Here is a 24984-nt window from a genome sequence, read left to right on the forward strand (position 1 = left end):
CGTCACCACCCCGTCCGATTTCCGCCAGCCCCACCCCCGGGGATGGCGGAGACTGGACAGCGTGATGGACGAGGACACCAGGTACGAAGCCGTGCGGAGCCGGGACGCCCGGTTCGACGGGGAGTTCTTCTTCGGGGTCGCCACGACCGGGATCTACTGCCGGCCCAGTTGCCCGGCCGTGACGCCGAAGCGGCGCAACGTGCGGTTCTTCGCGACGGCCGCCGCCGCGCAGGGCTCGGGGTTCCGGGCCTGCCGGCGGTGCCGTCCGGACGCCGTGCCGGGGTCGGCCGAGTGGAACGCGCGCGCCGATGTCGTCGGCCGCGCCATGCGGCTGATCGGCGACGGCGTCGTGGACCGCGAGGGCGTCGCCGGGCTCGCCGTGCGGCTCGGCTACAGCGCACGGCAGGTCCAGCGGCAGCTCACCGCCGAACTCGGCGCCGGGCCCGTCGCTCTCGCCCGGGCCCAACGGGCGCACACCGCACGGGTGTTGGTGCAGACCACCGACCTGCCGATCACGGAGATCGCGTTCGCGTCCGGGTTCGCCAGCGTCCGCCAGTTCAACGACACGATCCGCGCCGTGTACGCGTCGACCCCGAGCGAGCTGCGGACGGCCAGGACGCCCCACGCGCCCAAGGTGCCGGCGAAGGGCACCGGCCCGTCCGCGGGAATCCCGTTGCGGCTCGCCCACCGCGGCCCGTACCAGTCCGCCGCCGCCTTCGACCTGCTCGCACGCGAGGCCGTCCCCGGCATCGAGGAGATCACCGGCACCCCCGGCCGCCGCACCTACCGCCGCACCCTCCGCCTCCCCTACGGCACCGGGATCGCCGCCGTCGACGAACGCCCCGGCGCCCTCAGGACCGCGCCCCCCGCCCACCCCGGCGGCTGGCTCGACGCCCGTCTGCACCTCACCGACCACCGCGACCTGACCACCGCCGTCCAGCGCCTGCGACGGCTCTTCGACCTCGACGCCGACCCGTACGCCGTCGACGAACGACTCGGCGCCGATCCCCGGCTCGCCCCGCTCGTCACCGCCCGCCCCGGCCTGCGCTCACCGGGCACCGCGGACCCAGAGGAACTCGCCGTACGGGCCCTGGTCGGGCGGGCGGAGGCCGAGCGGCTGGTGCGGCGCCACGGCAAGATGCTGGACGCCCCGTCCGGCGGCCTCACCCACCTCTTCCCCGAGCCGTCCGCGCTGGCGGACGCCGCCCCCGGCGAACCCCTGACCGCCCTCGCCACCGCCCTCGCCGACGGCACCGTACGACTCGACGCCGGCGTCGACCGGGACGACGCGGAGGAGGCCCTGCGCGCGTTGCCCGGCATGGACGCTGGGACCGTCGCCGTCATCCGTACCCGCGCCCTCGGCGACCCCGACGTGGCACCGCCCGGCATCGAGATCCCGGATGCCTGGCGCCCCTGGCGTTCGTATGCCGTACAGCACCTACAACACCTGCGCACGGCAGGGGAGTTGGAGTCACGATGACCGAGCCGACGACCGGTCCCACGGTCACCCGCTGGACGAGTTTCGACAGCCCCCTGGGCCAACTCCTCCTCACCGCCGACGAGTTCGGCGCCCTCACCTCCCTCTCCGTACCCGGCCAGAAGGGCGGCCGTACGGTCCAGCCGGAGTGGCGGCAGGACCCCGGCCCCTTCCATGCCGCCGGCGAACAGCTCGCCGCCTACTTCGCCGGTGAACTCAAGGAATTCCAGCTGGAGTTCCGCACCTCCGGCACTGACTTCCGCGAGCGCGTGTGGGCCGCCCTCGACTCCGTCCCGTACGGCGCGACGACGACGTACGGCGAGATCGCCGCACGGATCGGCGCGTCCCGGGCCGCTGTCCGGGCCGTGGGCGGGGCGATCGGCGCCAACCCGTCGCTGGTCGTCCGGCCCTGCCATCGCGTGATCGGCGCGGACGGGTCGATGACGGGGTATGCGGGCGGGCTCGAACGCAAGGTCCAACTGCTCACCTTGGAGGACGCGTTGGGCTGAGCTAGGCCGTTCCCGGTTCCGTCTCCAGGCCCCAACTGTGGATCCGCCGCGGATGGATACGGATCACCTCCTCGCTCATGTGCGGCCCCAACTCGTGCGGCCCGACCAGGAGTTCCGCCTCGCCGCGGATGTCGATACCCCGTACCTTCCAGGGCCGGACGCTGACGATGTCGTCCACGACGAGCGCGACTTTCGGGTTCTTCCCCAGGTTGCGCCACTTCTTGGTCGTGCCCATCGCATAGCCGCCGACGAGGATCGTCCCGTCGGCCTGCGGGAAGAAGCCGACGGGGTTGGCCTGTGGCTGGCCCTGGGGGTCGACGGTGGCGAGGCGGCCCAGTCGCTGTGAGGTGAGGTAGGCGCGCTCGGCCTCGGTGAATTCGGTCATGCCCGCAGCCAAACACGCCTGCCCGCCGTGCGCATCGGCCTCCGGTCCCAGGCCTTACGCCTTATGCCCCACACCGGAGGGGGACGCGGGGCCCGGCGCCGGTGATGCTCCGCCGTCCGCTCCTTCCGGCGTGCCACGGTCGCCTTCCTTGTGGCTGGTGGGGAGAGGCGGAGCGCTCATGGTCGGGGCCCGACGGGTCGTCGTAGGACTGCTGGTGTTCGTGCTGGGAGCGGGAGTTGGGACGGCGGGGACGGCGGGTGCGGCGACAGCCGACGCCTCCGCTCCCAAGGCCTCGGCCCCCGACCCGTTCGGCACCTGGACCGGCACCTGGGAAGCCGCCCCCTCCGGAACCGCCCCGGCCCAGCCCGGAGCCTCCCTCCGCAACGTCGTCCACCTCAGCGTCGGCGGCAGCGCCACCCGCGTCCGGCTCACCAACCGGCTCGGTACCGCGCCCCTCCGCCTCGACGCGGTGACCGTCGCCCTGCGCGAGGCCGGGCCGGACGCCGTGCCCGGTTCGATGCGGGTCGCCACCTTCGACGGCGCCCGGACGGTCACCATTCCGGCGGGCGAGGATCTGGTCAGTGATCCCGTTCCGCTCGCCGTGACCGACGGGGCGGATCTGCTCGTCACCGTCCACACGCCCGACGACTCCGGTCCTGCGACCTACCACCGTGCGGCCGGGCAGACCAACTACCGTGCCCCGCAAGGGAATCGGGCCGCCGACGTCGACGGTTCCGCGTACACGGCGACCACCACCTCCTGGTACTACGTCACTGGTGTCGACGTCCTCGACGCCCCGGCGGCGGGCAGTGTCGTCACCTTCGGCGACTCCCTCACCGACGGCAACGGCTCCACCCGTGACGCCAACCACCGCTGGCCCGACCGGCTCGCCGAACGTCTCGGCACCCTGCCGTCGTATCGCCGCCTCGGTGTCCTCAACGCCGGTGTCTCCGGGAACCGGCTGCTGCGTGACGACGTAGGACCGAGTGCGTTGTCCCGTCTCGACGCCGATGCCCTGTCGCGGTCGGGGGTGCGGGTGCTGATCGTTCTCGAAGGCATCAACGACATCAAAGGCACCCCGGCGGCCACCGACCCCGGCGCCTTCGAGAGCGCCTACCGCACCCTCGTGAGCCGCGCCCACGCGCACGGCATCCGGGTCATCGGCGCGACCCTCACTCCGTACGGCGGCAACGGCGGATACACAGCGGCCCGCGAAGCCGTACGGCAGAAGGTCAACGTGTTCATTCGCGGCGGTGGGCCCTTCGACGGGGTGGTCGACTTCGACGCCGCCGTCCGTGACCCGGGGCACCCGCAGCGGATCCGGGCCGGTTACGACTGCGGTGACCACCTGCACTTCAACGACGCGGGTATGCGGGCGCTCGCCGACACGGTCGACCTCACCGCGCTCGGCTGAGCCCGCGCATCAGCTCCGCGTCAGCCCCAGATCACCGCGCCCACCCACGCGCCCATGATCAGCAGGCAGGTGAACAGTTCGGTCAGCACACTGGAGCCGCCCGAGCGCATCGCCGTACGGAGGGAGGCCATGGCCTCGCCGTGGCGGCCCAGGCGGAGGCGTTCGTGGAGGTAGATGCCGGCCATGAAGCCGGGGATCGCGCCGAGCACGGGGACGAGGACGAAGCCGAGGAACGCGCCGGCTCCGGCGTACACGCCCATTCGGGGGGTCGCGCCGCTCGCGCGCAGGCGGCGGGGCGGCAGGGCCCAGCGCACCACCTGGGAGAGGAAGAGGACGACCGTGGCGCCCACGAGGACGCCCCAGGACACCGGCTGCGGGTCCTTCAGCGCCCACCACAGGACCGCGGCCCACACCAGCCACGACCCCGGCACTCCGGGCACCAAGACTCCGCACAGGCCGAGCAGGATGACGACGCCGACCAGGAGGAGTTCACCCACTCCCATCTGCCCAGCCTGCGGGATCCCGGGTGAAACCGCAGGTCAGGTACGGGCCACCCAGCCCCGTTCGTACGCGTGCCAGCCCAGTTGCAGCCGGGTCGTGACGCCGGTCAGCTCCATCAGCCGCTTCACCCGGCGCTGGACGGTCCGCAGGCCCAGGTCGAGCTGTTTCGCGACGCTGGCGTCGGTCAGCCCGGCCAGCAGCAGGGACAGCACCTCCAGGTCCGTGGCGTCGGGGCCGTCCGGGGTCTGCTCGGTGGGGCCGGACGCGCCGAGGCGCAGGGGGAGGGCGTCCCGCCAGATCGACTCGAAGAGTCCGGAGAGCAGTTCCAGCAGGCCGCTCGCGTGCACGACCAGTGCGGCGGGCTCCGCGGTGTGCGAGGTCAGCGGCACCATCGCGAGGGTCCGGTCGGCGACCACCAGCTTGGTCGGCACCTTGTCGACCACCCGCACCTGTTCGTCGCGGTCGAGCGCGGCGGTGAGTTCGGTGATGCCGTCCGGCTGGTCGAGGACCGCGCGTTCCAGGACCACCCGGTAGCGGACCCCACGGTCGGCTGCCTGTTCCTCCGCGTCGTTCTCCATGCCGGTGACGGCGACCGGGGTCCCGGTGACCAGCGCGCAGACCTCCTCGGTCGCGCCGAGCTGGAGCTGGAGGAAGCGCTGGGTGACGGCCGAGGCGCCGATCACCACCTCCACCAGGTCGTGTACGGCGGGTTCGGCGGCGGTGGCCCGGTACTCCTCGGCGAGCAGCGCGGCGGCGAGTTCCGCCTTCTCCAGCTCGTGGCGTTGCTGGGTGAGCAGCGCGCCGAGGGCGACCCCGGGCGGGGCGGCGACCCAGCGGCCGGGGCGGGCCGAGGACTGGGCCGCGAGTCCGTGCCGTTCCAGGCGGCGCAGGGCGCGCTCGGTGTCGTACTCCCCGATGGTCAGCCGTCGGGCGAGATCGGGCACGTCCGCGGCGCCGACGGACACCAGTGCCCGGTACGCCGACTCGTGTGCCTCGTCCAGGCCTATCGCTCCCAGCATCAGGTGTCGCCTCTCCCCGAAGACCCCGTCGCGTCCCGCGCGCTGTGGCGGAAAACAGCCACGGCGCAAAACCGCCTCGGCACATCATCGCCGTACCACCCGCCACTCTGCCAAGGTTGCGCCACCGGGACATCAACTGCCGCCCGTAATGCCGGTATTGGTCCTTCTTGGCCTGCGGGTTCGCGCGCGGTGGGTCATGGGGGAGACCAGCGTGAATCACAGGAGAGCTTAAGGAAAGCCGGTCACACTCGGGACCGGGTGGGCCGGACCCGCAACGGGATTCGGTCACTTGGAACGTGACCCGGGCCCATGACGTGCGCCTGCACGCAGGGGAGTTGGGGCCGGGTCACTCAGTTGTCGCCGGGCGGTTCTCCCGTGGGGGGTGGGACCGTCCGGCGGCCTGTTTCGTCCTGTTGCGCACTGTGGCGGACGGGTGTTCGGTACGTCGCCCGACACGCCGTTCGAGAGGGCGTGCGCCCCCGATTTTCCGGACGCCCCGTTTCCAACTGGCCCGTGCGGTGGACAATTAGGGGCATGAGCCAGCAGGGGGGAACGCCGACCGGTCACGAGGACGACTGGTGGAGCCAGCTGTACGACGACACCGCGGAGGACACGGGGCCCACGGCCGCGGGCGACTCCGTCGACGACCGGTTCGCTTCGGCGGCGGGGACAGTGGGGGTGCCTCCGGCGGATGAGCGGGAGCGTCCAGCGGGCCCGGGTGTCCCGGGGCCCCGCGCGGCAGCCCGGCCCAACTCCGGGCCGCCCGCCGATACGGGTTCCGCTTCCCCACGGGGTGGTTGGGAGCCACCGTCTACGGCACCTCCGGAGGCGGCGGCGGTTCCGCCAGGGCCCCCGTTCCAGGGGCCGACGGACGCACCGGGCACCGCTGCTCCCACGTCACGGGTGTCGGTCGACGGGGCGGCGTCGGGTGTCGCTCAGGACGGTAGTGGGGGTGGCTCGGCTGGTGTTTCGGGTGTGGATGGGGCTGGGGGCGGTTCCGCGGGGAGTGCCGGTGGGGTCGGTTCCCTCCGGGGTGACGCGGCGGGTGCCGCTGCGCCGGGTGACCGCCCGACCGTAGCCATTGGCGATGGCGTCTCGTCGTCTTCGACGCCGGGAGGTGGCGGCTCGGATCAGTACGGTGCGCCTCCGGTGTTCACACCTGTGGCGCCGACCGCTCCCGGCGCGGAGCCGAGCGTTGAGCCTCCGGTGTTCACGCCCTTTGCCCCGGCCGCTCCTAAGGCGGATCTGCAGGACGAGCCTCCGGTGTTCAGGCCCTTGGGCCCCGCCGCTCCCGGTGACGGCACTTCGTCGCCTTCGGCGCCGGGGGGTAGCGGCGCGGATCGGTACGGCGAGCCTCCGCTGTTCACGCCCGTGGCCCCCGCAACCCCCGACGACAAGGCCTCGCCCGCGCCGCCCCGGCAGGGCCCGTACGTGGACACGCAGCCCGGCCTCTCGTCGGTCGACGCTCAGCGGCCCGTTGGTTCGGGGTTTCCGCCGGCGTATCCGCAGCGACCGGCGGCTCCCGTGCCTCCTGCCGACGACCCCGTCGTCGCTCCGGAGGGCCTCCACCCGGATGGGCTTTCCGCCCCGTCGTCGGCGGCGGCTCCCGTGCGCCCCGCTGACGATCCCACCGCCCTCCGTCCGGAGGGCCCGGTCTCACCGCGCCCCTACTCGCAGTCATCGGCCGTTCCCGCGCCTCCTGCCGACAGTCCCGTCGTCGCTCCGAGGGACCCGCGTCCAGACGGACCGTCCAGCCCGCGCGCTTATCCGCAGGGATCGGCCGCGCCCGTACCCCCTGGCGACAGCCCCACCGCAGCTCCGGAGGACCTCCGTCCCGACGGGCAGTCCGCCCCGAACCCCATCCTCTATCCGCAACCTCCGGCCACCCCCGCACCTCCCACCACCGCCCCGCAATCCCCGCACCCGGAGCGCCCGTTCGACCCGCGCCCCTACCCGCAACCACCGGTCGCGCCCGCGCCCTTCGCCGACAACCCCGCCCCCGCTCCGAAGGCCCCCCTCCCTCCACCCCCCAACCTCCCCGCCCTCGCACCACCCCCACCCCCTCCCACCTCCACCCCCCTCACCCTCGACTACGTAGGCTCCGGACCCCCCACCTACGACGCCGAGCCCACCGCCCTCCCGCTTGCCGACCCGGATGAGCTCGACGATCTCGTCGCGGACACCGTGTTGGACGGGGCGCGGTACGGGGCGAGCACGATCAGGGCTGTTTCTGTGCGGGGGGACTCCGCGCGGTTCAGGGGGGAGCCGCGGCGGGACTCGTTGCTGACCGCGAGGTTCGGGGTCGGGGAGCAGGCGTTGGTGCTGGTGGCGATGGCCACCGGGGCCCGGGCCACGCCGGGGGCGCATCGGGCCGCCGCCGAGGCGTGTCACTGGATCGCGCGGGCCGTGGGGCGGAGTCACGCACGGCTCTCCGAGGACATAAGGGCTGCTCGGCGCGGGGATCTGAAGTCGGGGCTGCACCGGCTCACCGACCGCAGTCTCGGCAAGCTCCGCGCCAGCGCCGCCGAACAGGGCATCGACCCCGAGGAGTACTCGGCCGGCCTGCGGTGTCTCCTCCTGCCCGCGCACCCGGAGTGCCGTACCCGGGTCTTCTTCGGGGTCGGGCCCGGTGGGCTGTTCCGGCTGCGGGACGGGGAGTGGCAGGACATCGAGCCCACTGTCGGCGACCTGAGCGGCGAGGCCGTCGTCGGGTTCGGGTCGCAGCCCGCCGAGACGCCCGAGGGCGACCGGCTCACCATGGATCTTGGGATTCCGACGCCTCCGAGCCCGTACGAACCCGCCCCCGAGCCGCCCCGCGAACCCTTCCGCTTCCGGGCCTCCGTGGCCCGCCCCGGCGACACGCTTCTCATGTGCACCGGCGGGCTGGCCGAACCGTTGCGCGGCGAACCCGAACTGTCCGCGCATCTGGCGGGCAGGTGGTCCAGTACCTCCCCGCCCGGTCTCGCCGCTTTCCTCGCCGACACCCAAGTGCGGGTCAAGGGTTATGCCGACGACCGCACGGCAGCCGCCGTTTGGGAGGCGTGAGCGCCGGGGCTGTGAATTCATGGAACCCAGAGGGATCCGCAGGACACCGGAAACCGAAGGGCACGCGAGAACCATGGCCAAGCAGAACGTTGCCGAACAGTTCGTCGACATCCTCGTCCGCGCCGGAGTCAAGCGCCTCTACGGCGTCGTCGGCGACAGCCTCAACCCGGTCGTCGACGCGATCCGCCGCAACTCCGCCATCGACTGGATCCACGTACGGCACGAGGAGACCGCCGCCTTCGCCGCCGGCGCCGAAGCACAGATAACCGGCAAGCTCGCGGCCTGCGCCGGCTCCTGCGGCCCAGGCAACCTGCACCTCATCAACGGCCTCTACGACGCCCACCGCTCCATGGCCCCGGTCCTCGCCCTCGCCTCGCAGATCCCGTCCAGCGAGATCGGCCTCGGCTACTTCCAGGAGACCCACCCCGACCGGCTCTTCCAGGAGTGCAGTCACTACAGCGAACTCATCTCCAACCCGAAGCAGATGCCCCGGCTGCTGCAGACCGCCATCCAGCACGCGGTCGGGCAGTCCGGTGTCAGCGTCGTCTCCCTTCCCGGCGACATCGCCTCCGAGCCCGCCCCGGACAAGGCCGCCGAGACCGCCCTCGTCACCTCCCGGCCCTCCGTCCGGCCCGGCGACGCGGAGATCGAGAAGCTCGTCGAGATGATCGACGCGGCGGAGAAGGTCACCCTGTTCTGCGGCAGCGGCACCGCCGGAGCGCACGCCGAGGTCATGGAGTTCGCCGGGAAGATCAAGTCCCCGATCGGACACGCCCTGCGGGGCAAGGAGTGGATTCAGTACGACAACCCGTACGACGTCGGCATGAGCGGACTGCTCGGCTACGGCGCCGCCTACGAAGCCACCCACGAGTGCGACCTGCTCATCCTCATCGGCACCGACTTCCCGTACAACGCGTTCCTCCCCGACGACGTGAAGATCGCCCAGATCGACGTACGGCCCGAACACCTCGGCCGGCGCTCGAAGTTGGACCTCGCGGTGTGGGGCGACGCGAAGGAGACGTTGCGCTGTCTCACCCCGCGGGTGAAGCCGAAGGGGGACCGGAAGTTCCTCGACCGGATGCTCAAGAAGCACGCCGACGCGCTGGAAGGCGTCGTCAAGGCGTACACGCGGAAGGTCGAGAAGCACGTACCGATCCACCCCGAGTACGTGGCCGCCGTGGTCGACGAACTCGCCGACGAGGACGCCGTGTTCACCGTCGACACGGGCATGTGCAATGTGTGGGCCGCGCGCTACATCACGCCCAACGGCCGCCGCCGCATCATCGGTTCGTTCTCCCACGGCTCGATGGCGAACGCGCTGCCGATGGCGATCGGCGCCCAGTTCACCGACACCGAGCGGCAGGTCGTGTCGATGTCGGGCGACGGCGGATTCTCCATGCTGATGGGCGACTTCCTCACCCTCGTCCAGTACGACCTGCCGGTGAAGGTCGTCCTGTTCAACAACTCCTCCCTGGGCATGGTCGAGTTGGAGATGCTGGTCGCCGGTCTCCCGTCGTACGGCACCACCAACAAGAACCCCGACTTCGCCGCCGTGGCACGCGCCTGCGGTGCCTACGGTGTGCGGGTCGAGAAGCCCAAGGACCTCGAAGGCGCCCTGAAGGCAGCCTTCAAGCACAACGGCCCGGCCCTCGTCGACGTCGTCACCGACCCCAACGCCCTGTCCATCCCGCCGAAGATCAGCGCCGAGATGGTGACGGGCTTCGCGCTGTCGGCCTCAAAGATCGTGCTGGACGGGGGAGTCGGCCGGATGCTGCAGATGGCCCGCTCCAACATCCGCAACATGCCCCGGCCTTAGACCCGTCGGGTCCTAACCGTCGTACGGCGCCCACCCGTTCGACGAGTACCAGAGGTGCCGCAGGCCCTTGATGCCGCTCGTGCGGAACGGCTTGCCGTGGTCGTCGATGCGGAGGGTGCCGGTGCGGCCCTGGGAGGCCCAGTCGAGTTCGAGGTACCAGCGGCAGTCGCAGGTCCCGGTGCGGGCCTTGACCAGCAGGACCTCCGGGTCCGTGGCCGAGACCCGGTACGGCAGGTGCACCGCCGGGACCGTCCTGCCCATGTCGCCGCCCGGTTCCGGGCGGACCAGGGGGCGGTGGGCGTCCAGGTTCACGCCGAAGTAGCGTGGGGAGATGTCCCCGCCGCAGCCCTGGGCCATCGAGTAGGCGGTCCCCGGGGCGGGTGCCGTACGGCCGACGACCCGGACCCGAAGTGCCTCCAGGACCACGGCCGTTGAGGTCCTGCCCTGCACCGAGATCTCCACGTCGGTCTGCCCGCCGTGCACCGCGTGCTGGGTCGCCGCCCAAGCCCCGGCGTCCTGCTGGACCGGGGGCGGCGGCACGTCCTTCGGTGCCTTGTCGATGACGTAGTCGTGGTCGCAGCCGATCTCCCAGACCTGGGAGTCGGCGGTCCAGGTGAGCGGGGCGGGGCGGGCGGAAGGGCTCGCCTTCGCCGTGGCGCCGGTCTTGGCCTTGGCCGTGTCGTGCGTGGACACCGCCGACAGGCTGCCCCACACCGCGAGCACCGCGCACACGGCGGCGGCCGTCAGCGCGAGCCGCCGCCGGTACCAGGGCGATCGGGCGGCGGGCTCAGGAGCCGCGTCCGGTGCCGGTGCTGGTGCCGGAACTGGAACCGGACTCTCCACCGGCGGCTCCGCATCCCGTCGCCGCTGTCGCGCCGCCACCGCCAGGATCCAGTACCGGTGCAGCTCCAGCCGTTCGTCCGGTGTCGCCCCGCACAGCGCCGCGAACCGTTCGGCGGGGGCGAAGTCGAGGGGGACCGCCTCGCCCACGCAGTAGCGGTGCAGGGTCGAGGCGTTCATGTTCAGACGGCGGGCCAGCTGGCTGTAGCTGCGGTCCGTGCGTGCCTTCAGGCGCCGTAGCAGCGCCGCGAACTCCTCGACGTCCTTGTCGTTGGCCTCGCCCGACACCCTTGCTCCCGTGCGTGTCGCGTCCCAGGACGGCATCCCAGGCACTCCCTATACCAGGAGGTCAGCGGGGGTGGGACGGTTCCACCGTCGCGGTGTCGGTGTCGGTCATTGCGGTCGCCGCGGCCGTACGCCGAAGCTCGGTGCGACCACAGCACGGCACCCACCTGAACGGGGAAACACACGTGAACAGCAAGAAGGCCACGCGCCGCACCGCCCTCGCCGCCGGCCTCGCCCTCGCCCTCGGGCTGGGTGTGGCGGCCCAGGCCTCGGCCGGCGCCCCGCGCACCGTGAGCGGCTCACCGGACGACAACATCACCCGCATCGCCGACTTCTACGGCGCCTACGTCGACGCCGAGAGCGACCTGGACAGCGGCGGCGGCAAGCTCGCCACGGAGCTGCGCAGCTACTACCTCACCCCCGCCTACCTGAAGGAACTGAAGGCCTGGGAGGCGAAGAACCACGCGGACGGTGTCCTCCAGGCGCAGAACACGCCCATGAGCTGGAAGGTCGCCGACAACGGCACCACCGACTACACCGAGGCCACCGTCACCCTCACCTGGGGCGGCGGGGACACCACCAAGCTGGTCGTCGACATGACCCGCACGACCCACAAGATCATCCACATCGGCACGAAGGGCATCGGCGGCAAGTAGGCCCCGTAGAGGAGCCGTTCGCGGTTCCTGAGCGGCTGATTCCGGCCAGTTTCGCGGAGCGTGGGTCTCGGGGGAGGTCCGGGGGGACCAACCGCCCCACGCCTTCGCGGACTACGGCCGGATCGGCAGCCGCGCATCGGCAGTCGGTTCGATCGCCGGTGGTCAGGACCTCACGGGGTGTCTGGTCCCGGCGCCGGGAGCCACGGCAACCCGGAGGGGAACGCCCCGACCGCCCCACCCGCGCCGCATGCTTCGTACGGTGGCTGTTCGACCGTACGGACGGCAGTGCCCCCGAATCCTCCGCCCCGCAGGATCCGGCGCAACTGTGGCCGAACACCCGGTCGTTGCCCCTTCGACATGACTGCCCTGTTCCCGACGAGGGCATGGATCCCCGTGAACGTGTTCGAGCAGGAGGGAACCGGAAACCGGCGTGCAGGCGGGGGTCATGAAAAGGCAAGCACGAGGAGGCGGTCCCATGGCGATCGGGGCCTCCTCGGCGAAAGCGGCGGAGGACAAGGCCGACAGCGCCACGGAACCGGCGCAGCCGCCTCAACTGAGGCGCAGACTCGGACGCGCGGACCTGCGGGCGGTGCCCGAGGCGCGCAGAGCGTTGCGTGAACTGCTACGGCACTGGGGGAGGCCGGGACGATCGGAGATAGCGGAGCTGCTCACGAGTGAACTCGTCACCAACGCGCTGATCCACACCGACGACGACGCCGTCCTCACGGCGACCGTCGGACCCCGTGGACTGCGCGTGGAGGTACGGGACTTCGTGGCGCGCAGGCCCCGACTGCGCGTACCGGACGCCGACGACGGTACGCACGGGCGGGGCCTGGTCCTGGTGCAGTCCCTCGCGGACGCCTGGGGAGTGTCGGCCCACGGAGTGGGCAAGTCCGTCTGGTTCGAGCTGGATTCGGACGCGGCATGAGCGACGGCACGGGCCCGGCATGAGCGACGGCACGGGCCCGGCATGAGCAACGGGACGGGGGCGGTGTCCAGTTGGACTCCGCCCCCGTCCCGATGTCGCCCGGTCCCGGATCAGGTTCTCAGCCCTTGGCTCAGCCGAACTGCTGCTCCAGGTCCTTGAGCTTGCGCTCCAGGGAGTCGAGGCGCGGCAGGGCCATCGTGTCGTCCTCGGCGGTGAGGTCGACGGTTATCGGGTCAGATGCCCCGCGGACTGGCTGGAGTGAGGGACGCGTGCGAACCGGCAGTTGTTCCGGCGTCGATAGAGCAGGCTCCGCGGATGCTTGTCCGGAGCCGCCACGCTCCAGGGCCTGCGGTTCCGGCGACCGGCCGCCGCCCCGTCCGATGAGGCCGCGCTGGCCCCGGCTTATGGCCTTGAGCTGGGCCCGCTCGATCCGCTGCTGGTCGCGGCGGCGCAGTCGGGTCTCCTCCTTCTTCGCCTTGTCCTCGCGTACCTCGTCGACCGCCTCGTCCAGGCTGCGCACGTTCTCCAGGAGCATCAGCGACCAGGCGCTGTAGGTCTCGCGGGGGGCCCGCAGCCAGCGGACGATACGGATCTGCGGCAGCGGACGCGGCACCAGACCCTGCTCGCGCAGCGCGGCCCGTCGGGTCTGCTTCAGCGCGCGGTCGAAGAGGACCGCGGCCGACAGCGACATGCCGGAGAAGAACTGCGGAGCGCCCGCGTGGTCGACACCCCTGGGCGCGTGCACCCAGTTGAACCAGGCGGCCGCGGCCGCGAACGTCCACACGAGTATGCGGGAGCCGAGGGCCGCGTCACCGTGGCTGGCCTCGCGGACCGCGAGGACGGAGCAGAACATGGCCGCGCCGTCGAGGCCGAACGGGACCAGGTACTCCCAGCCGTCGGTGAGGCCGAGGTTCTCCTGGCCGAAGCCGACCAGTCCGTGGAAGGAGAGTGCCGCGGCGACCGCCGCACAGCAGAACAGAAGGACGTAGGAGGCGATGCCGTATATGGCCTCCTTGCGCCTGCGGCGCTCCTCCGTGCGCTCCCACGAGTCGTCTTTCGCGTGCTCCCCGCCGGACCGCTTGCTCCGCGCGAGCACCGCCACCGCCGCCAGCATGCCCAGGAGCAGTACGGCGCCGGGAAGCAGCCAGTTCAGCGATATGTCGGTCAGTCTCATCTGGGGTCCCTTGCATTGGGATAGGGCGTAACGCCCGCCATAGTGGCCCAATCCCAACGGCCCTCAGGCGTTTTCGGGGCAAGAGGCCGCCAAGGAGGTGCAAGGGGATGCCCAGGGCGGCTTTCTGCTCGAACTGCCGCTTGAGGGGCGGGAGTTGAGTTCGAATAAGACTACCCGTACGGGTGGTTCCACGGAAAGTTCCTGCGGCAAGTGAGGAAGTTGTGAAGCACCTGTAACCGGACGGACGCCTTGTTCGCGGCTGATCCTAGCGGGCCCCGAGTGGAGGGTGTGACTGAGGGTCCCTCAACTCACGGCCGCAGCCAGCAGCTTGGTGACCCGCTCGGTCTCGCAGGTGCGCGGACAGGTCGCGCACGCGTCGTCGGCGTCCAGCGTGTAGTACATACAGCAACTGGCCCGGTCCCGGGTGGACAGCGGCTCGCCATGAGGCCCCGTCACCTCACGGAACGCGGCCGATCCGACGTACGGCTTGGTCGCGCCCGGCAACAGCCGCTCCAACTCCCGTACGGCCCGCGGCTGTTCGCCGAAGAGGTCGGCGACGTACCAGATGCCCTCCACGACCTCGTCGGTCGCCATGCCCCACAGGGCGCGGCCCCGCCGTCGCATCCGCGGGCCGAAGCCGGCCAGGACGGGCTCCATGTGCTCGGCGACCGCGGCCCGCACCTCCGCCCGCAGCGCCTCCTCGTCGGCGACCACCCGGGCGCCGGGCAGCAGCGCGGCCGGGTCGCCGGGCAGGCAGGCGAAGGAGTCGGTACGGACGGCCAGCCGGCCCATGTCGAAGCCCTCGGCCGTGCGGTCGTAGGAGACGTGGGTCACCGGGAGGCGGGGGACCCGGCGGTGCAGGAACCAGGGGACGGTGAACAGGAGGACGACCGGCCAGGCGTAGCGGTGCAGGCCGAAGGTGGCTATCACGTCCGGGCGGCCCCGGCGGCCGTGGTCGCGCAGGACCTGGGCGTCGTCCCGGGCCAGGAACGCCTCCAGGCCTTCACCGCCCTCCGCCAGTGCGGCTGCCGAGATCCAGCCGCCGCCGGTGGGGGTGGGCCGGCCCGGGGTGAGTTCGGTGATCGCGAGCCCGGGGATGACCTCGGTGAGGCGGGCGTACGAGTCCGCTACGGCCGAAGAGGGCAGGGGCATGCCGGGACCACCGATTCGCCGTTGGTTTAGAGGTAAGGCTTACCTTACCCAACCGTCCCCTAATTTGAACTAGTCCGATCTGCGCCTAAGGTGCTTGACGGACGAGTAACAAGACGCCGTAATGACCCCAAGTACCGACACGTCCGGAGGAGGACCCGTGAAGCAGGGCACGCAGGGCTCCGCCGGGACCGGCATTCCGGATCCGCTCGCCCGAGGGTCGCGGGTGCCGCCGCAGCAGCGCGCCGCCGACGTGGACCGGGACCGGGATCTCGCGGACGGCGCCGGTGCGGTGCGCGGTGAGCACACGCACAGCGAGACGCCGTCCCCCACTCTCGGCTTCGCTCGAGCGGGGGGACCCCCATCGCGCCCCCGGCAGGTCCTTCAGCGGCCCTCCGTGCGCGGTCAGATACTGGACGCGCTGCGCACCGCGCTCGTCGGCGGCGAGCTGACCCCCGGCGAGGTCTACTCCGCGCCCGCGCTCGGCGACCGGTTCGGCGTCTCCGCCACGCCCGTGCGCGAGGCCATGCAGCAGCTCGCCACCGAGGGTGCCGTCGAGGTCGTACCGAACCGGGGCTTCCGGGTGATCGAGCGGGGCGCCCGCGAACTCGCCGAACTGGCCGAGATCCGCGCCCTGATCGAGGTACCGGTGATGCTCCGGCTCGCCCGTACCGTGCCCGCCGCCCGCTGGGCCGACCTGCGTCCGCTGGCCGAGGGGACCGTCCGTGCCGCGGCCTCCGGGTGCCGGGCGACGTACGCCGAGTCCGACCGGGCCTTCCACCGCGCGGTGCTCGCCCTCGCCGGCAACGAACAGCTCGTCCAGATCGCCGAGGACCTGCACCGGCGCGCCCAGTGGCCGCTGGTCGGCGGTCCCGTCACGCGCGGGCGGGCCGACCTGGTCGCGGACGCGGCCGAACACCTCGCGCTCCTCGACGCGTTGGCCGCGGGGGAGTGGGACGTGGTGCGCTCCCTGGTGCAGGAGCACTTCGCGGGAGCCGCGTGAACTCGAATATGTGACTCCGGTCACGAGCGGGTCCGGGTCCGGCGACCATGGGCCGCACCGGGAACCCGCCCGGCCGGCGCTGACGTGCCCCACGGAGAGAGCCGACCGATCCGCGGGGGAGAACGCCGATGTTTCCGAATCCGGGCCAGCAAGCCGCACAACAGGCCGCGCAGCGGGGCGCCGAGCAGTCGGCACGACAGGCGGCACAGGACGGGATGCGCGCCGCGCAGATGGGCGCCCGCCGCGGCCACTCGGGCCGCGGCGGCAGCCTCCTGTCCTTCCTTCTGCTCGTCGCCGTCGGGGTGTTGGTCGCCCGCGACCCCGAACTCCGGGCATCTGTCCTGCAGTTCGTCCACCACGTCGTGAACGTCGTGCAGAACCGGACGAACGGCTCCTGACCTAAGCCGTCGCCGCACCTGGCGCGGGCACCGCCAACTGCCGTGCCAGCCACGTCGGTACGCCCCCGAGCAGCCGGAACAGCCGTCGCGCCTCCTCGCGCAACCGGGACGCCTCCGGCTCGGCCTCCGCGTCCGCGAGCGACACCAGGGCCGGTGCCGTACCGACGAGGTAGCCCAACTCCTCCCGGATCCGCAGCGATTCGGCGAAGCCGTGCCGCGCCTCCGCCAACTCCCCGTCCCGCAGGGCCAGTCCGGCCAGGTGGCGATGCGTGAACGACAGCAGCAGCGGGTCGGCCTGGTCGGCGGCCCCCGCGTGCGCACGCCGGTACGCGGCCCGCGCGGCCTGCGGCGAACGCGCCAGGTTCTCCGCTACCAGCCCCCGCCGGAAGTCCAGCAGCGCCCGCCCCGCGCCGTCCGGCGGGATCAGCGCCGCCGCCCGCCCCAGCGCGGCCCGTGCCTCGTCCGCCCGGTCGCGCACCGAGTGCAGCGTGGCCGCGTAGGCGAGGTACCCGCGCTCACAGGCCGCCGCGCCCCGCTCGTCGTCGCTGTGGGCCAGCGCCTCGGCCGTCCGCAGCGCGTCGTCGGCGTCCTCCCAGCCCTGCTCGGTGTAGAGACACCGCTCCACGAGCAGCGCGGTCCGCTGGAGGGCCGGTGCCGCGGTGTCGGGCCGCAGCAGCGCCGCCGCGTCGACCCAGCAGGCCCGCGAGCGCAGCCGCCACACCGCGGTCTGGAGGGGATCGTCACCTTCGGTCGTTCCGTGTCCAGACATGGCGGAATGCGCCACGTTGCCCTCCCCGAGCACACCATTGAGCTGTTGAGTGGTGGCATCTCAGCACGGATCGTAGGGCCCGGCCAAGAGGGTGGGTGAAAGAATTCACAAAGTCGTGGGATCTTCGGGTCAGCTCATCCGCAGTGCCAGGAAGAAATCCAGCTTGTCCTCTAGCCGCGAGAGGTCGCGACTCGTCAACTGCTCGATCCTGCCGACCCGGTAGCGCAACGTGTTGACGTGCAGGTGCAGCCGGGTCGCACAGCGCGTCCAGGAACCGTCGCACTCCAGGAACGCCTCCAGCGTCGGGATCAGCTCCGCGCGGTGCCGGCGGTCGTAGTCGCGCAGCGGGTCGAGCAGGCGCGCGGTGAAGGCCCGCCGTACGTCGTCCGGCACGAACGGAAGGAGGAGGACGTGCGAGGCCAGTTCCTGATGGCCCGCCGCGCACACCCGCCCGGGACGAGCCGCCGCCACCCGCCGCGCGTGCCGTGCCTCCTCCAGTGCCCCGCGCAGTCCCTCCGCCGAGTGCACCGCCGCGCTCACCCCGAGCGTGACCCGCCCGTCGCCGTCGAGCCCGGCCGACAGCGGATCCCGTACGGCCTCCAGGAGCACGTCCGCGTGGATCCCGGACTCGGAACCGTCGTGCTCCGCCGACACCGCGGGCAGCGGTACGAGCGCGATCGCCTCGTCGCCCGAGTGGGCCACGGCGATGCGGTCGGAGGGCTCGGGGCCCGTCGTCAGCGGGTCGACCAGGATCTCCTCCAGCAACGACTGGGCGACCGGGCCGGCCTCGATGTCGGCGCCGTCCCACTCGACCCGGGCCACGACCACCTGCCAGTGCGGGGCCGCCCCGAGCCCGGGCAGCAGGACGGGAGCGGCGACCCGTAGGCGCGCGGCGATCTCGGCGGGCGCGGCACCCGTCTGGACCAGCTCCAGGACCTCCTGCGCGAGCCGTCTGCGGACCGTGCGCGCCGCGTCCCGCCGGTCCCGCTCGACCGCGATCAGCTGCGTGACGCCCTGCAACAGGTCGAGCCGCTCGTCCGGCCAGTCCCCGGCGTCCGCCTCCACGGCGAGCAGCCAGTCCGACAGCACGGTCTCGCGCACGTCCCGCGAGCCCTGCGCGGACCGCCCGCCACCGCGGATCGGGAAGAGCGAGTACGTCGAGCCGCCCAGCGCCAGCCGGTGCGGTCCCCGGCGGCCCGTGCGGGCGGCGGCGAGCTGCTCGGCGGCCAGCTTCGCGCACACGTCGACGGGCAGCGCGGGCCCCGACACCTTCGAGCCCGCGATGAGCCGCCCGGTCGGCGACAGCACCCACGCCCGCAGATCCAGGTCCGAGCCGAGCAGATCCAGCACCACGTCCGGGCCGCCCCCCGCAGGGCCCGAGGTCATCATCCGGCGGTGCCGGTCCACCACGGCCGCGAGATCACCGGCCCGCTCACCGGACACCTGCCGTACGACATGCTCGGTGATCGTCGCGAACGCCACCGACTCGTTGACCGCGAACAGCGGCAGCCGGTGCCGGGCGCAGGCGGCTATCAGGTCGTCCGGGACGGCACCCAGCTCGGCCTCGCCGGCGGCCAGCGCGGCCACCCCGGCGGACACCAGGAGCCGTACGAACGGCTCGGTGTCGGAGGCGCTCCGGCGCCAGGCCAGACCGGTCAGGACCAGCTCGCCGCCCGAGAGGTAGCGGCTGGGGTCGCGCAGGTCGGTGGTCATCACCCCGCGGACCGTGCGGTCCAGCTCGTCCTCGCCGCCGAGCAGCCGCAGCCCCAGCGCATCGGTGTCCAGAAGTGCGCGCAGCCGCATCGCCGTCGCCGCCGTTCTTTGTCTAGAAAACTACGATGAACCAAGAGGTGCTGTGGGTGCGGGGCTGTTTCCCACGTTTCCACAGGGAATCGGAGGGGTTACTGATGACCTCTGTTCATATGAATCTACAAGATGCCCGCGCTGGCCAGCCAACTCCTTCATGGTTTCCGTGACTGACCCGCTCCGCGCACGGCGCTGTGTACTGACCTCACGCTGCATTAACAGCACATGAACGAGCCGGACCCGCCGCACACGAACTGGCTTGATCCGTACGACCCACGAGACGAAGAAGAGAGCCGGTCATGGACTTCCTTCGCCCCGCCAGCTGGGAGGAGGCGCTCGCCGCTAAGGCCGAGCACCCCACCGCAGTACCGATCGCGGGCGGCACCGATGTGATGGTCGAGATCAACTTCGACCACCGCAGGCCCGAGTACCTGCTCGACCTGAACCGCATCGGCGACCTCTACGAGTGGGAGGTCGGCGCCGACAGCGTGCGGCTCGGGGCCTCGGTCCCGTACACGCGGATCATGGAGAACCTGCGCGGCGAACTGCCGGGCCTCTCCCTCGCCTCGCACACGGTCGCCTCCCCGCAGATCCGCAACCGCGGCGGCGTCGGCGGCAACCTCGGCACCGCCTCCCCGGCCGGCGACGCCCACCCCGCGCTCCTCGCGGCCGGCGCCGAGGTCGAGGCCGAGTCGGTGCGCGGCACGCGGCTCATCCCGATCGACGAGTTCTACACCGGCGTGAAGCGCAACGCCCTCGCGCCCGACGAGCTGATCCGGGCCGTGCACATCAAGAAGGCGGACGGCCCGCAGCAGTACTCCAAGGTGGGCACGAGGAACGCCATGGTGATCGCCGTGTGCGCCTTCGGTCTGGCCCTGCACCCGGCGACCCGCACGGTCCGCACCGGCATCGGTTCGGCCGCGCCGACCCCCGTACGGGCGAAGACCGCCGAGGAGTTCCTGAACGCCGCGCTCGACGAGGGCGGCTTCTGGGAGAACGGGAAGATCATCACCCCGTCGGTCGCCAAGCAGTTCGCGGACCTGTGCGCCGCCGCCTGCAACCCGATCGACGACGTCCGGGGCACGGCCAGCTACCGCCGCCACGCGGTCGGCATCATGGCCCGCCGCACCCTGACCTGGACCTGGGAGTCGTACCGCGGCACCGCCGCCCCCACGGAGGGAGTCGCCTGATGCGCGTCAATTTCACGGTCAACGGCCGCCCGCAGGAAGCGGACGACGTGTGGGAGGGCGAGTCCCTGCTGTACGTGCTCCGCGAGCGGATGGGCCTCCCGGGTTCGAAGAACGCCTGCGAGCAGGGCGAGTGCGGCTCCTGCACCGTCCGCCTCGACGGCATCCCGGTGTGTTCCTGTCTCGTCGCCGCCGGCCAGGTCGAGGGCCGCGAGGTCGTCACCGTCGAGGGCCTCGCGGACTACGCCAAGCAGCGCGCGGAGCAAGGGAGTTGCGCAACAGGCGCCTGCGGTACGTCCGTTGACGAGGCCAAGGGCTGGGCGGCTAAACCGCTCGACTCGCAGACCGGCGAGGGCACCCAACTCGCCCCCATCCAGCAGGCGTTCATCGACGCCGGCGCCGTCCAGTGCGGCTTCTGCACCCCCGGACTCCTCGTCGCCGCCGACGAGATGCTGGAGCACAACCCGACCCCGACCGACGCGGACATCCGCGAGGCGCTCTCCGGCAACCTGTGCCGCTGCACCGGCTACGAGAAGATCATGGACGCGGTACGCCTGGCGGCCGCCCGGCAGGGAGAGGCGGTCTGACATGTCCGTCAAAGGCACCCCCATCGGCACTCCCATCAAGGTCACCCAGGGTTCGAAGACCAAGGGCGGCATCGGCGAGTCCACGCTCCGCCCGGACGGCACCCTCAAGGTCACCGGCGAGTTCGCGTACTCGTCCGACATGTGGCACGAGGACATGCTCTGGGGCCAGATCCTGCGCTCCACGGTCGCGCACGCCGAGATCGTCTCCATCGACACCGTCGAGGCGCTGAAGACCCCGGGCGTCTACGCCGTCATGACCTACGACGACCTGCCGACCGACGTGAAGAACTACGGCCTGGAGATCCAGGACACGCCCGTCCTCGCGCACGGCAAGGTCCGCCACCACGGCGAACCGGTCGCGATCGTCGCCGCCGACCACCCGGAGACCGCCCGCCGTGCCGCCGCCAAGATCAAGGTCGAGTACCGCGAACTCCCGGTCATCACCGACGAGTCGTCCGCGACCGCGCCGGACGCGATCCTCATCCACGAGGGCCGCGACGACCACCACATCGGCCACGTCCCGCACCCGAACATCGTCCACCGCCAGCCGATCATTCGCGGCGACGTGGCAGCCGCCCGGGAGCGCGCCGACTTCATCGTCGAGGGTGAGTACACCTTCGGCATGCAGGACCAGGCGTTCCTCGGCCCGGAGTCCGGACTCGCCGTGCCCTCCGAGGACGGCGGTGTCGACCTCTACATCGCGACCCAGTGGCTGCACTCCGACCTCAAGCAGATCGCGCCCGTGCTCGGCCTGCCCGAGGACAAGGTCCGCATGACGCTGTCCGGTGTCGGCGGCGCGTTCGGCGGGCGCGAGGACCTGTCGATGCAGATCCACGCCTGTCTGCTCGCCCTGCGTACCGGCAAGCCGGTGAAGATCGTCTACAACCGCTTCGAGTCCTTCTTCGGGCACGTCCACCGCCACCCCGCCAAGCTCTACTACGAGCACGGCGCGACGAAGGACGGCAAGCTCACCCACCTCAAGGCCCGGATCGTCCTGGACGGCGGCGCCTACGCGTCGGCCTCCCCGGCGGTCGTGGGAAACGCCTCGTCGCTCGGCGCCGGACCGTACGTCATCGACGACGTCGACATCGAGGCCATCGCCCTCTACACCAACAACCCGCCCTGCGGCGCGATGCGCGGCTTCGGCGCGGTCCAGGCGTGCTTCGCCTACGAGGCCCAGATGGACAAGCTCGCCGACAAGGTGGGCATGGACCGGGTCGCGTTCCGGCAGCTCAACGCGATGGAGCAGGGGACGATCATGCCGACCGGGCAGCCGGTCGACTCCCCGGCCCCGGTCGCCGAACTCCTGCGCCGCGTCAAGGCGATGCCCATGCCGCCCGAGCAGCAGTGGCTCGCGGCCGGAGAGGCCGCCGACGTACGGCAGTTGCCGGGCGGCCTGTCCAACACCACGCACGGCGAAGGCGTCGTACGAGGCGTCGGCTACGCGGTCGGCATCAAGAACGTCGGCTTCTCCGAAGGCTTCGACGACTACTCAACGGCCAAGGTCCGCCTGGAAGTTGTCGGCGGCGAGCCCGTCGCCGTCGTGCACACCGCGATGGCGGAGGTCGGCCAGGGCGGAGTCACCGTCCACGCGCAGATCGCCCGCACCGAGCTGGGCGTCACGCAGGTGACGATCCACCCGGCGGACACGCAGGTGGGCAGCGCCGGTTCGACCTCGGCGTCCCGGCAGACGTACGTCACCGGCGGCGCGGTCAAGAACTCCTGCGAGCTGGTCCGTGAGAAGGTCCTGGAGATGGGCCGCCGCAAGCTCGGCACCTACCACCCGGCCTGGGCGACGGCCGAACTCCTCCTGGAGGGCGGCAAGATCGTCACCGACGGCGGTGAGGTACTGGCAGATCTGGCCGACGTCCTCGAAGGCGAGACCGTCGAGATCGAGGCCGAGTGGCGGCACCGGGCGACCGAGCCCTTCGACCTCCGCACCGGACAGGGCTTCGGGCACGTCCAGTACACGTTCGCCGCGCACCGCGCCGTCGTCGAGGTCGACACCGAACTCGGCCTGGTCAAGGTGATCGAGCTGGCCTGCGCGCAGGACGTCGGCAAGGCGCTCAACCCGCTGTCCGTCATCGGCCAGATCCAGGGCGGTACGACCCAGGGTCTCGGCATCGCGGTCATGGAGGAGATCATCGTCGACCCCAAGACCGCCAAGGTCAGGAACCCGTCCTTCACGGACTACCTGATCCCCACCATCCTCGACACGCCGACCATTCCGGTCGACGTGCTCGAACTCGCCGACGAGCACGCCCCGTACGGGCTGCGCGGCATCGGCGAGGCCCCCACCCTGTCGTCGACTCCGGCCGTCCTCGCGGCGATTCGGAACGCGACCGGGCTGGAACTGAACAGGACACCGGTACGCCCGGAGCACCTCACGGGCACATGACCCTTCGGGGTCCCAACCGGTGACGTCCTGGGGGGAGTTGGTCCCCTCAGGCCCCCATTGTTCGTCTCGGGCCGTCCCCCGGGTCGTCCATCCCAAATCCCGCGCGCCGCCGAGGCGGCCGACGGGTGCCCCTGTGAACCTTGGGAGATGGCCCCATGACCCAGCAGTCAGTGGAACCCAGGACCGCCGCCGAGGACTCGGGTGAAGGAACCCGCGTCCCGGCCGGCCGGTCCTGGCTCGACCGGTACTTCCACATATCCCTGCGGGGATCGACCGTCGCGCGTGAGGTGCGCGGCGGAGTCACCACCTTCATGGCGATGGCGTACATCCTGCTGCTCAACCCCCTGATCCTGTCCGGCAAGGACGTCGCGGGGGACACGCTCGGCCAGAAAGGGCTGATCACCGCGACCGCGTTCGCGGCGGCCTTCACCACCCTCCTGATGGGCTTCGTCGGCAAGGTGCCACTGGCCCTCGCCGCCGGACTCTCCGTCTCCGGCGTCCTCTCCTCGCAGGTCGCCCCGCAGATGACCTGGCCGCAGGCGATGGGCATGTGCGTGCTGTACGGCGTGGTCATCATGCTGCTCGTCGTCACCGGCCTGCGCGAGATGATCATGAACGCGATCCCGCTCGCGCTGAAACACGGCATCACGATGGGCATCGGCCTGTTCATCGCGCTCATCGGCTTCTACAAATCCGGCTTCGTGCACCAGGGCAAGGCGACCCCGCTCACCCTCGGCCCGGCGGGTGAACTCGCTGGCTGGCCCGTCCTGTTGTTCGCGGGCACCCTGCTCCTGATCTTCATGCTCCAGGCCCGCAACATGCCCGGCGCCATCCTCGTCGGCATCATCACCGGCACGGTCGTCGCCGCGGTCCTGAACGCCGCCGGGGTCATCGACCCCAAGCAGTGGGCCAGCGGCGCAGCCCCCGAACTGCACGGCAGCGCGGTCTCGATGCCGGACTTCTCGCTCTTCGGCCATGTGGAGTTCGGGGGCTGGGGCAAGGTCGGCGCGATGACGGTCGGCATGATCGTGTTCACGCTCGTCCTGGCCGGCTTCTTCGACGCGATGGCCACCATCATCGGCGTCGGCACGGAGGCCAAACTCGCCGACGACAAGGGCCGGATGCCCGGCCTGTCGAAGGCGCTGTTCATCGACGGCGCCGGCGGCGCGATCGGCGGCGTGGCGGGCGGCTCCGGCCAGACCGTCTTCATCGAGTCGGCCACGGGGGTCGGCGAGGGCGCCCGAACGGGCCTCGCCTCCGTCGTCACCGGCCTGTTCTTCGCGGCCTGTCTCTTCTTCACCCCGGTCACCGCGATCGTCCCGCAGGAGGTCGCGTCCGCCGCCCTGGTCGTCATCGGCTCGATGATGCTGATGAACGCCCGGCACGTGGACTGGGCCGACCGGGCCACCGCGATCCCTGTCTTCCTGACGGTAGTTGTGATGCCGTTCACCTACAGCATCACCGCGGGTGTCTCCGCCGGAGTCATCTCGTACGTCGCCATCAAGGCCGCCCAGGGCAAGGCGCGGGAGATCGGCGCCTTCATGTGGGGGCTGACCGTCATCTTCCTCGTCTACTTTGCCCTCAACCCCGTCGAGAGCTGGCTGGGCGTGCACTAGCCCGCCCCAACTGCCCTTCCCC

General features: G+C 71.6%; 21 protein-coding genes. 13 read left to right on the top strand and 8 right to left on the bottom strand.

Going from position 1 to position 24984, the window contains the following annotated elements; translation table 11 throughout:
• Positions 1 to 64: 64 nt before the first annotated feature.
• Positions 65 to 1480, top strand: coding sequence for a bifunctional transcriptional activator/DNA repair enzyme AdaA (locus OG496_RS42790; protein ID WP_405976816.1), 1416 nt, complete (start codon positions 65 to 67; stop codon positions 1478 to 1480).
• Positions 1477 to 1986 carry a methylated-DNA--[protein]-cysteine S-methyltransferase gene (locus OG496_RS42795; protein WP_405974696.1) on the top strand — a complete coding sequence of 170 codons (510 nt, stop codon included), beginning with the start codon at positions 1477 to 1479 and terminating at the stop codon, positions 1984 to 1986. Before OG496_RS42790 ends, OG496_RS42795 begins: the two co-directional genes overlap by 4 nt.
• Before the next feature lies 1 nt (position 1987).
• Here OG496_RS42795 and OG496_RS42800 read toward each other — a convergent pair whose 3' ends face one another.
• Positions 1988 to 2371: a PPOX class F420-dependent oxidoreductase gene (locus OG496_RS42800; protein ID WP_366498144.1), complete on the bottom strand. Its 384-nt coding sequence runs from the start codon at positions 2369 to 2371 to the stop codon at positions 1988 to 1990.
• A gap of 178 nt (positions 2372 to 2549) precedes the next feature.
• On the opposite strand from OG496_RS42800, the gene OG496_RS42805 reads away from it, so the two are divergent.
• A complete protein-coding gene (locus tag OG496_RS42805; RefSeq protein ID WP_405974697.1) occupies positions 2550 to 3785 on the top strand; it encodes an SGNH/GDSL hydrolase family protein in 1236 nt (411 codons plus the stop codon).
• Positions 3786 to 3805: 20 nt separating this feature from the next.
• Here OG496_RS42805 and OG496_RS42810 read toward each other — a convergent pair whose 3' ends face one another.
• The gene (locus OG496_RS42810) at positions 3806 to 4288 is read right to left on the bottom strand and encodes a DUF456 domain-containing protein (RefSeq protein WP_405974698.1); all 483 of its coding nucleotides are present in this window, start codon (positions 4286 to 4288) and stop codon (positions 3806 to 3808) included.
• Between the two features lie 36 nt (positions 4289 to 4324).
• Positions 4325 to 5305 (bottom strand): helix-turn-helix domain-containing protein, encoded by a 981-nt coding sequence (locus tag OG496_RS42815; protein ID WP_405974699.1) that lies wholly within the window; start codon positions 5303 to 5305, stop codon positions 4325 to 4327.
• 1371 nt (positions 5306 to 6676) lie between these two features.
• Between OG496_RS42815 and OG496_RS42820 the strand changes: the two genes are divergently transcribed.
• Together OG496_RS42820 and OG496_RS42825 are read left to right on the top strand one after the other, a co-directional pair.
• Positions 6677 to 8350: a protein phosphatase 2C domain-containing protein gene (locus OG496_RS42820; RefSeq protein WP_405974700.1), complete on the top strand. Its 1674-nt coding sequence runs from the start codon at positions 6677 to 6679 to the stop codon at positions 8348 to 8350.
• Positions 8351 to 8423: 73 nt separating this feature from the next.
• A complete protein-coding gene (locus OG496_RS42825; RefSeq protein WP_327400389.1) occupies positions 8424 to 10166 on the top strand; it encodes a pyruvate dehydrogenase in 1743 nt (580 codons plus the stop codon).
• Between the two features lie 12 nt (positions 10167 to 10178).
• Here OG496_RS42825 and OG496_RS42830 read toward each other — a convergent pair whose 3' ends face one another.
• A complete protein-coding gene (locus OG496_RS42830) occupies positions 10179 to 11330 on the bottom strand; it encodes a helix-turn-helix domain-containing protein (RefSeq protein WP_405974701.1) in 1152 nt (383 codons plus the stop codon).
• 146 nt (positions 11331 to 11476) lie between these two features.
• Between OG496_RS42830 and OG496_RS42835 the strand changes: the two genes are divergently transcribed.
• Positions 11477 to 11947 (top strand): hypothetical protein, encoded by a 471-nt coding sequence (locus OG496_RS42835; RefSeq protein WP_405974702.1) that lies wholly within the window; start codon positions 11477 to 11479, stop codon positions 11945 to 11947.
• Positions 11948 to 12422: 475 nt separating this feature from the next.
• The gene (locus OG496_RS42840) at positions 12423 to 12875 is read left to right on the top strand and encodes an ATP-binding protein (RefSeq protein WP_399393199.1); all 453 of its coding nucleotides are present in this window, start codon (positions 12423 to 12425) and stop codon (positions 12873 to 12875) included.
• A 130-nt stretch (positions 12876 to 13005) separates the two neighbouring features.
• On the opposite strand, the gene OG496_RS42845 is transcribed toward OG496_RS42840, so the two are convergent.
• Together OG496_RS42845 and OG496_RS42850 are read right to left on the bottom strand one after the other, a co-directional pair.
• Positions 13006 to 14049: a DUF2637 domain-containing protein gene (locus tag OG496_RS42845; RefSeq protein WP_328677142.1), complete on the bottom strand. Its 1044-nt coding sequence runs from the start codon at positions 14047 to 14049 to the stop codon at positions 13006 to 13008.
• Between the two features lie 303 nt (positions 14050 to 14352).
• On the bottom strand, positions 14353 to 15201 hold the full coding sequence (locus OG496_RS42850) for a (2Fe-2S)-binding protein (protein WP_405974703.1): 849 nt from the start codon (positions 15199 to 15201) through the stop codon (positions 14353 to 14355).
• Positions 15202 to 15358: 157 nt separating this feature from the next.
• Between OG496_RS42850 and OG496_RS42855 the strand changes: the two genes are divergently transcribed.
• Positions 15359 to 16201: a GntR family transcriptional regulator gene (locus OG496_RS42855; protein ID WP_405974704.1), complete on the top strand. Its 843-nt coding sequence runs from the start codon at positions 15359 to 15361 to the stop codon at positions 16199 to 16201.
• A gap of 128 nt (positions 16202 to 16329) precedes the next feature.
• Positions 16330 to 16599 carry a hypothetical protein gene (locus OG496_RS42860; protein ID WP_399393193.1) on the top strand — a complete coding sequence of 90 codons (270 nt, stop codon included), beginning with the start codon at positions 16330 to 16332 and terminating at the stop codon, positions 16597 to 16599.
• A 1-nt stretch (position 16600) separates the two neighbouring features.
• Here OG496_RS42860 and OG496_RS42865 read toward each other — a convergent pair whose 3' ends face one another.
• Complete coding sequence (locus OG496_RS42865; protein WP_366498132.1) at positions 16601 to 17368, bottom strand: hypothetical protein; 768 nt, start codon at positions 17366 to 17368, stop codon at positions 16601 to 16603.
• Positions 17369 to 17497: 129 nt separating this feature from the next.
• Positions 17498 to 19171, bottom strand: a complete 1674-nt coding sequence (locus tag OG496_RS42870) for a PucR family transcriptional regulator ligand-binding domain-containing protein (RefSeq protein ID WP_366498131.1) — start codon at positions 19169 to 19171, stop codon at positions 17498 to 17500.
• Between the two features lie 302 nt (positions 19172 to 19473).
• On the opposite strand from OG496_RS42870, the gene OG496_RS42875 reads away from it, so the two are divergent.
• The 4 genes from OG496_RS42875 (at position 19474) to OG496_RS42890 (ending at position 24962) form a co-directional block, all read left to right on the top strand.
• A complete protein-coding gene (locus tag OG496_RS42875; RefSeq protein WP_399393189.1) occupies positions 19474 to 20364 on the top strand; it encodes an FAD binding domain-containing protein in 891 nt (296 codons plus the stop codon).
• Positions 20364 to 20948 (top strand): (2Fe-2S)-binding protein, encoded by a 585-nt coding sequence (locus OG496_RS42880; protein ID WP_366498129.1) that lies wholly within the window; start codon positions 20364 to 20366, stop codon positions 20946 to 20948. The genes OG496_RS42875 and OG496_RS42880 overlap by 1 nt, the downstream gene beginning before the upstream one ends.
• Position 20949: 1 nt before the next feature.
• Positions 20950 to 23346: a xanthine dehydrogenase family protein molybdopterin-binding subunit gene (locus OG496_RS42885; protein WP_405974705.1), complete on the top strand. Its 2397-nt coding sequence runs from the start codon at positions 20950 to 20952 to the stop codon at positions 23344 to 23346.
• A gap of 155 nt (positions 23347 to 23501) precedes the next feature.
• Entirely contained in the window at positions 23502 to 24962 is a 1461-nt protein-coding gene (locus OG496_RS42890; protein ID WP_366498127.1) for an NCS2 family permease, read from the top strand.
• Positions 24963 to 24984: the final 22 nt, after the last annotated feature.

The organism is Streptomyces sp. NBC_00988, assembly GCF_045162645.1.
Taxonomy (GTDB): Bacteria; Actinomycetota; Actinomycetes; order Streptomycetales; family Streptomycetaceae; genus Streptomyces.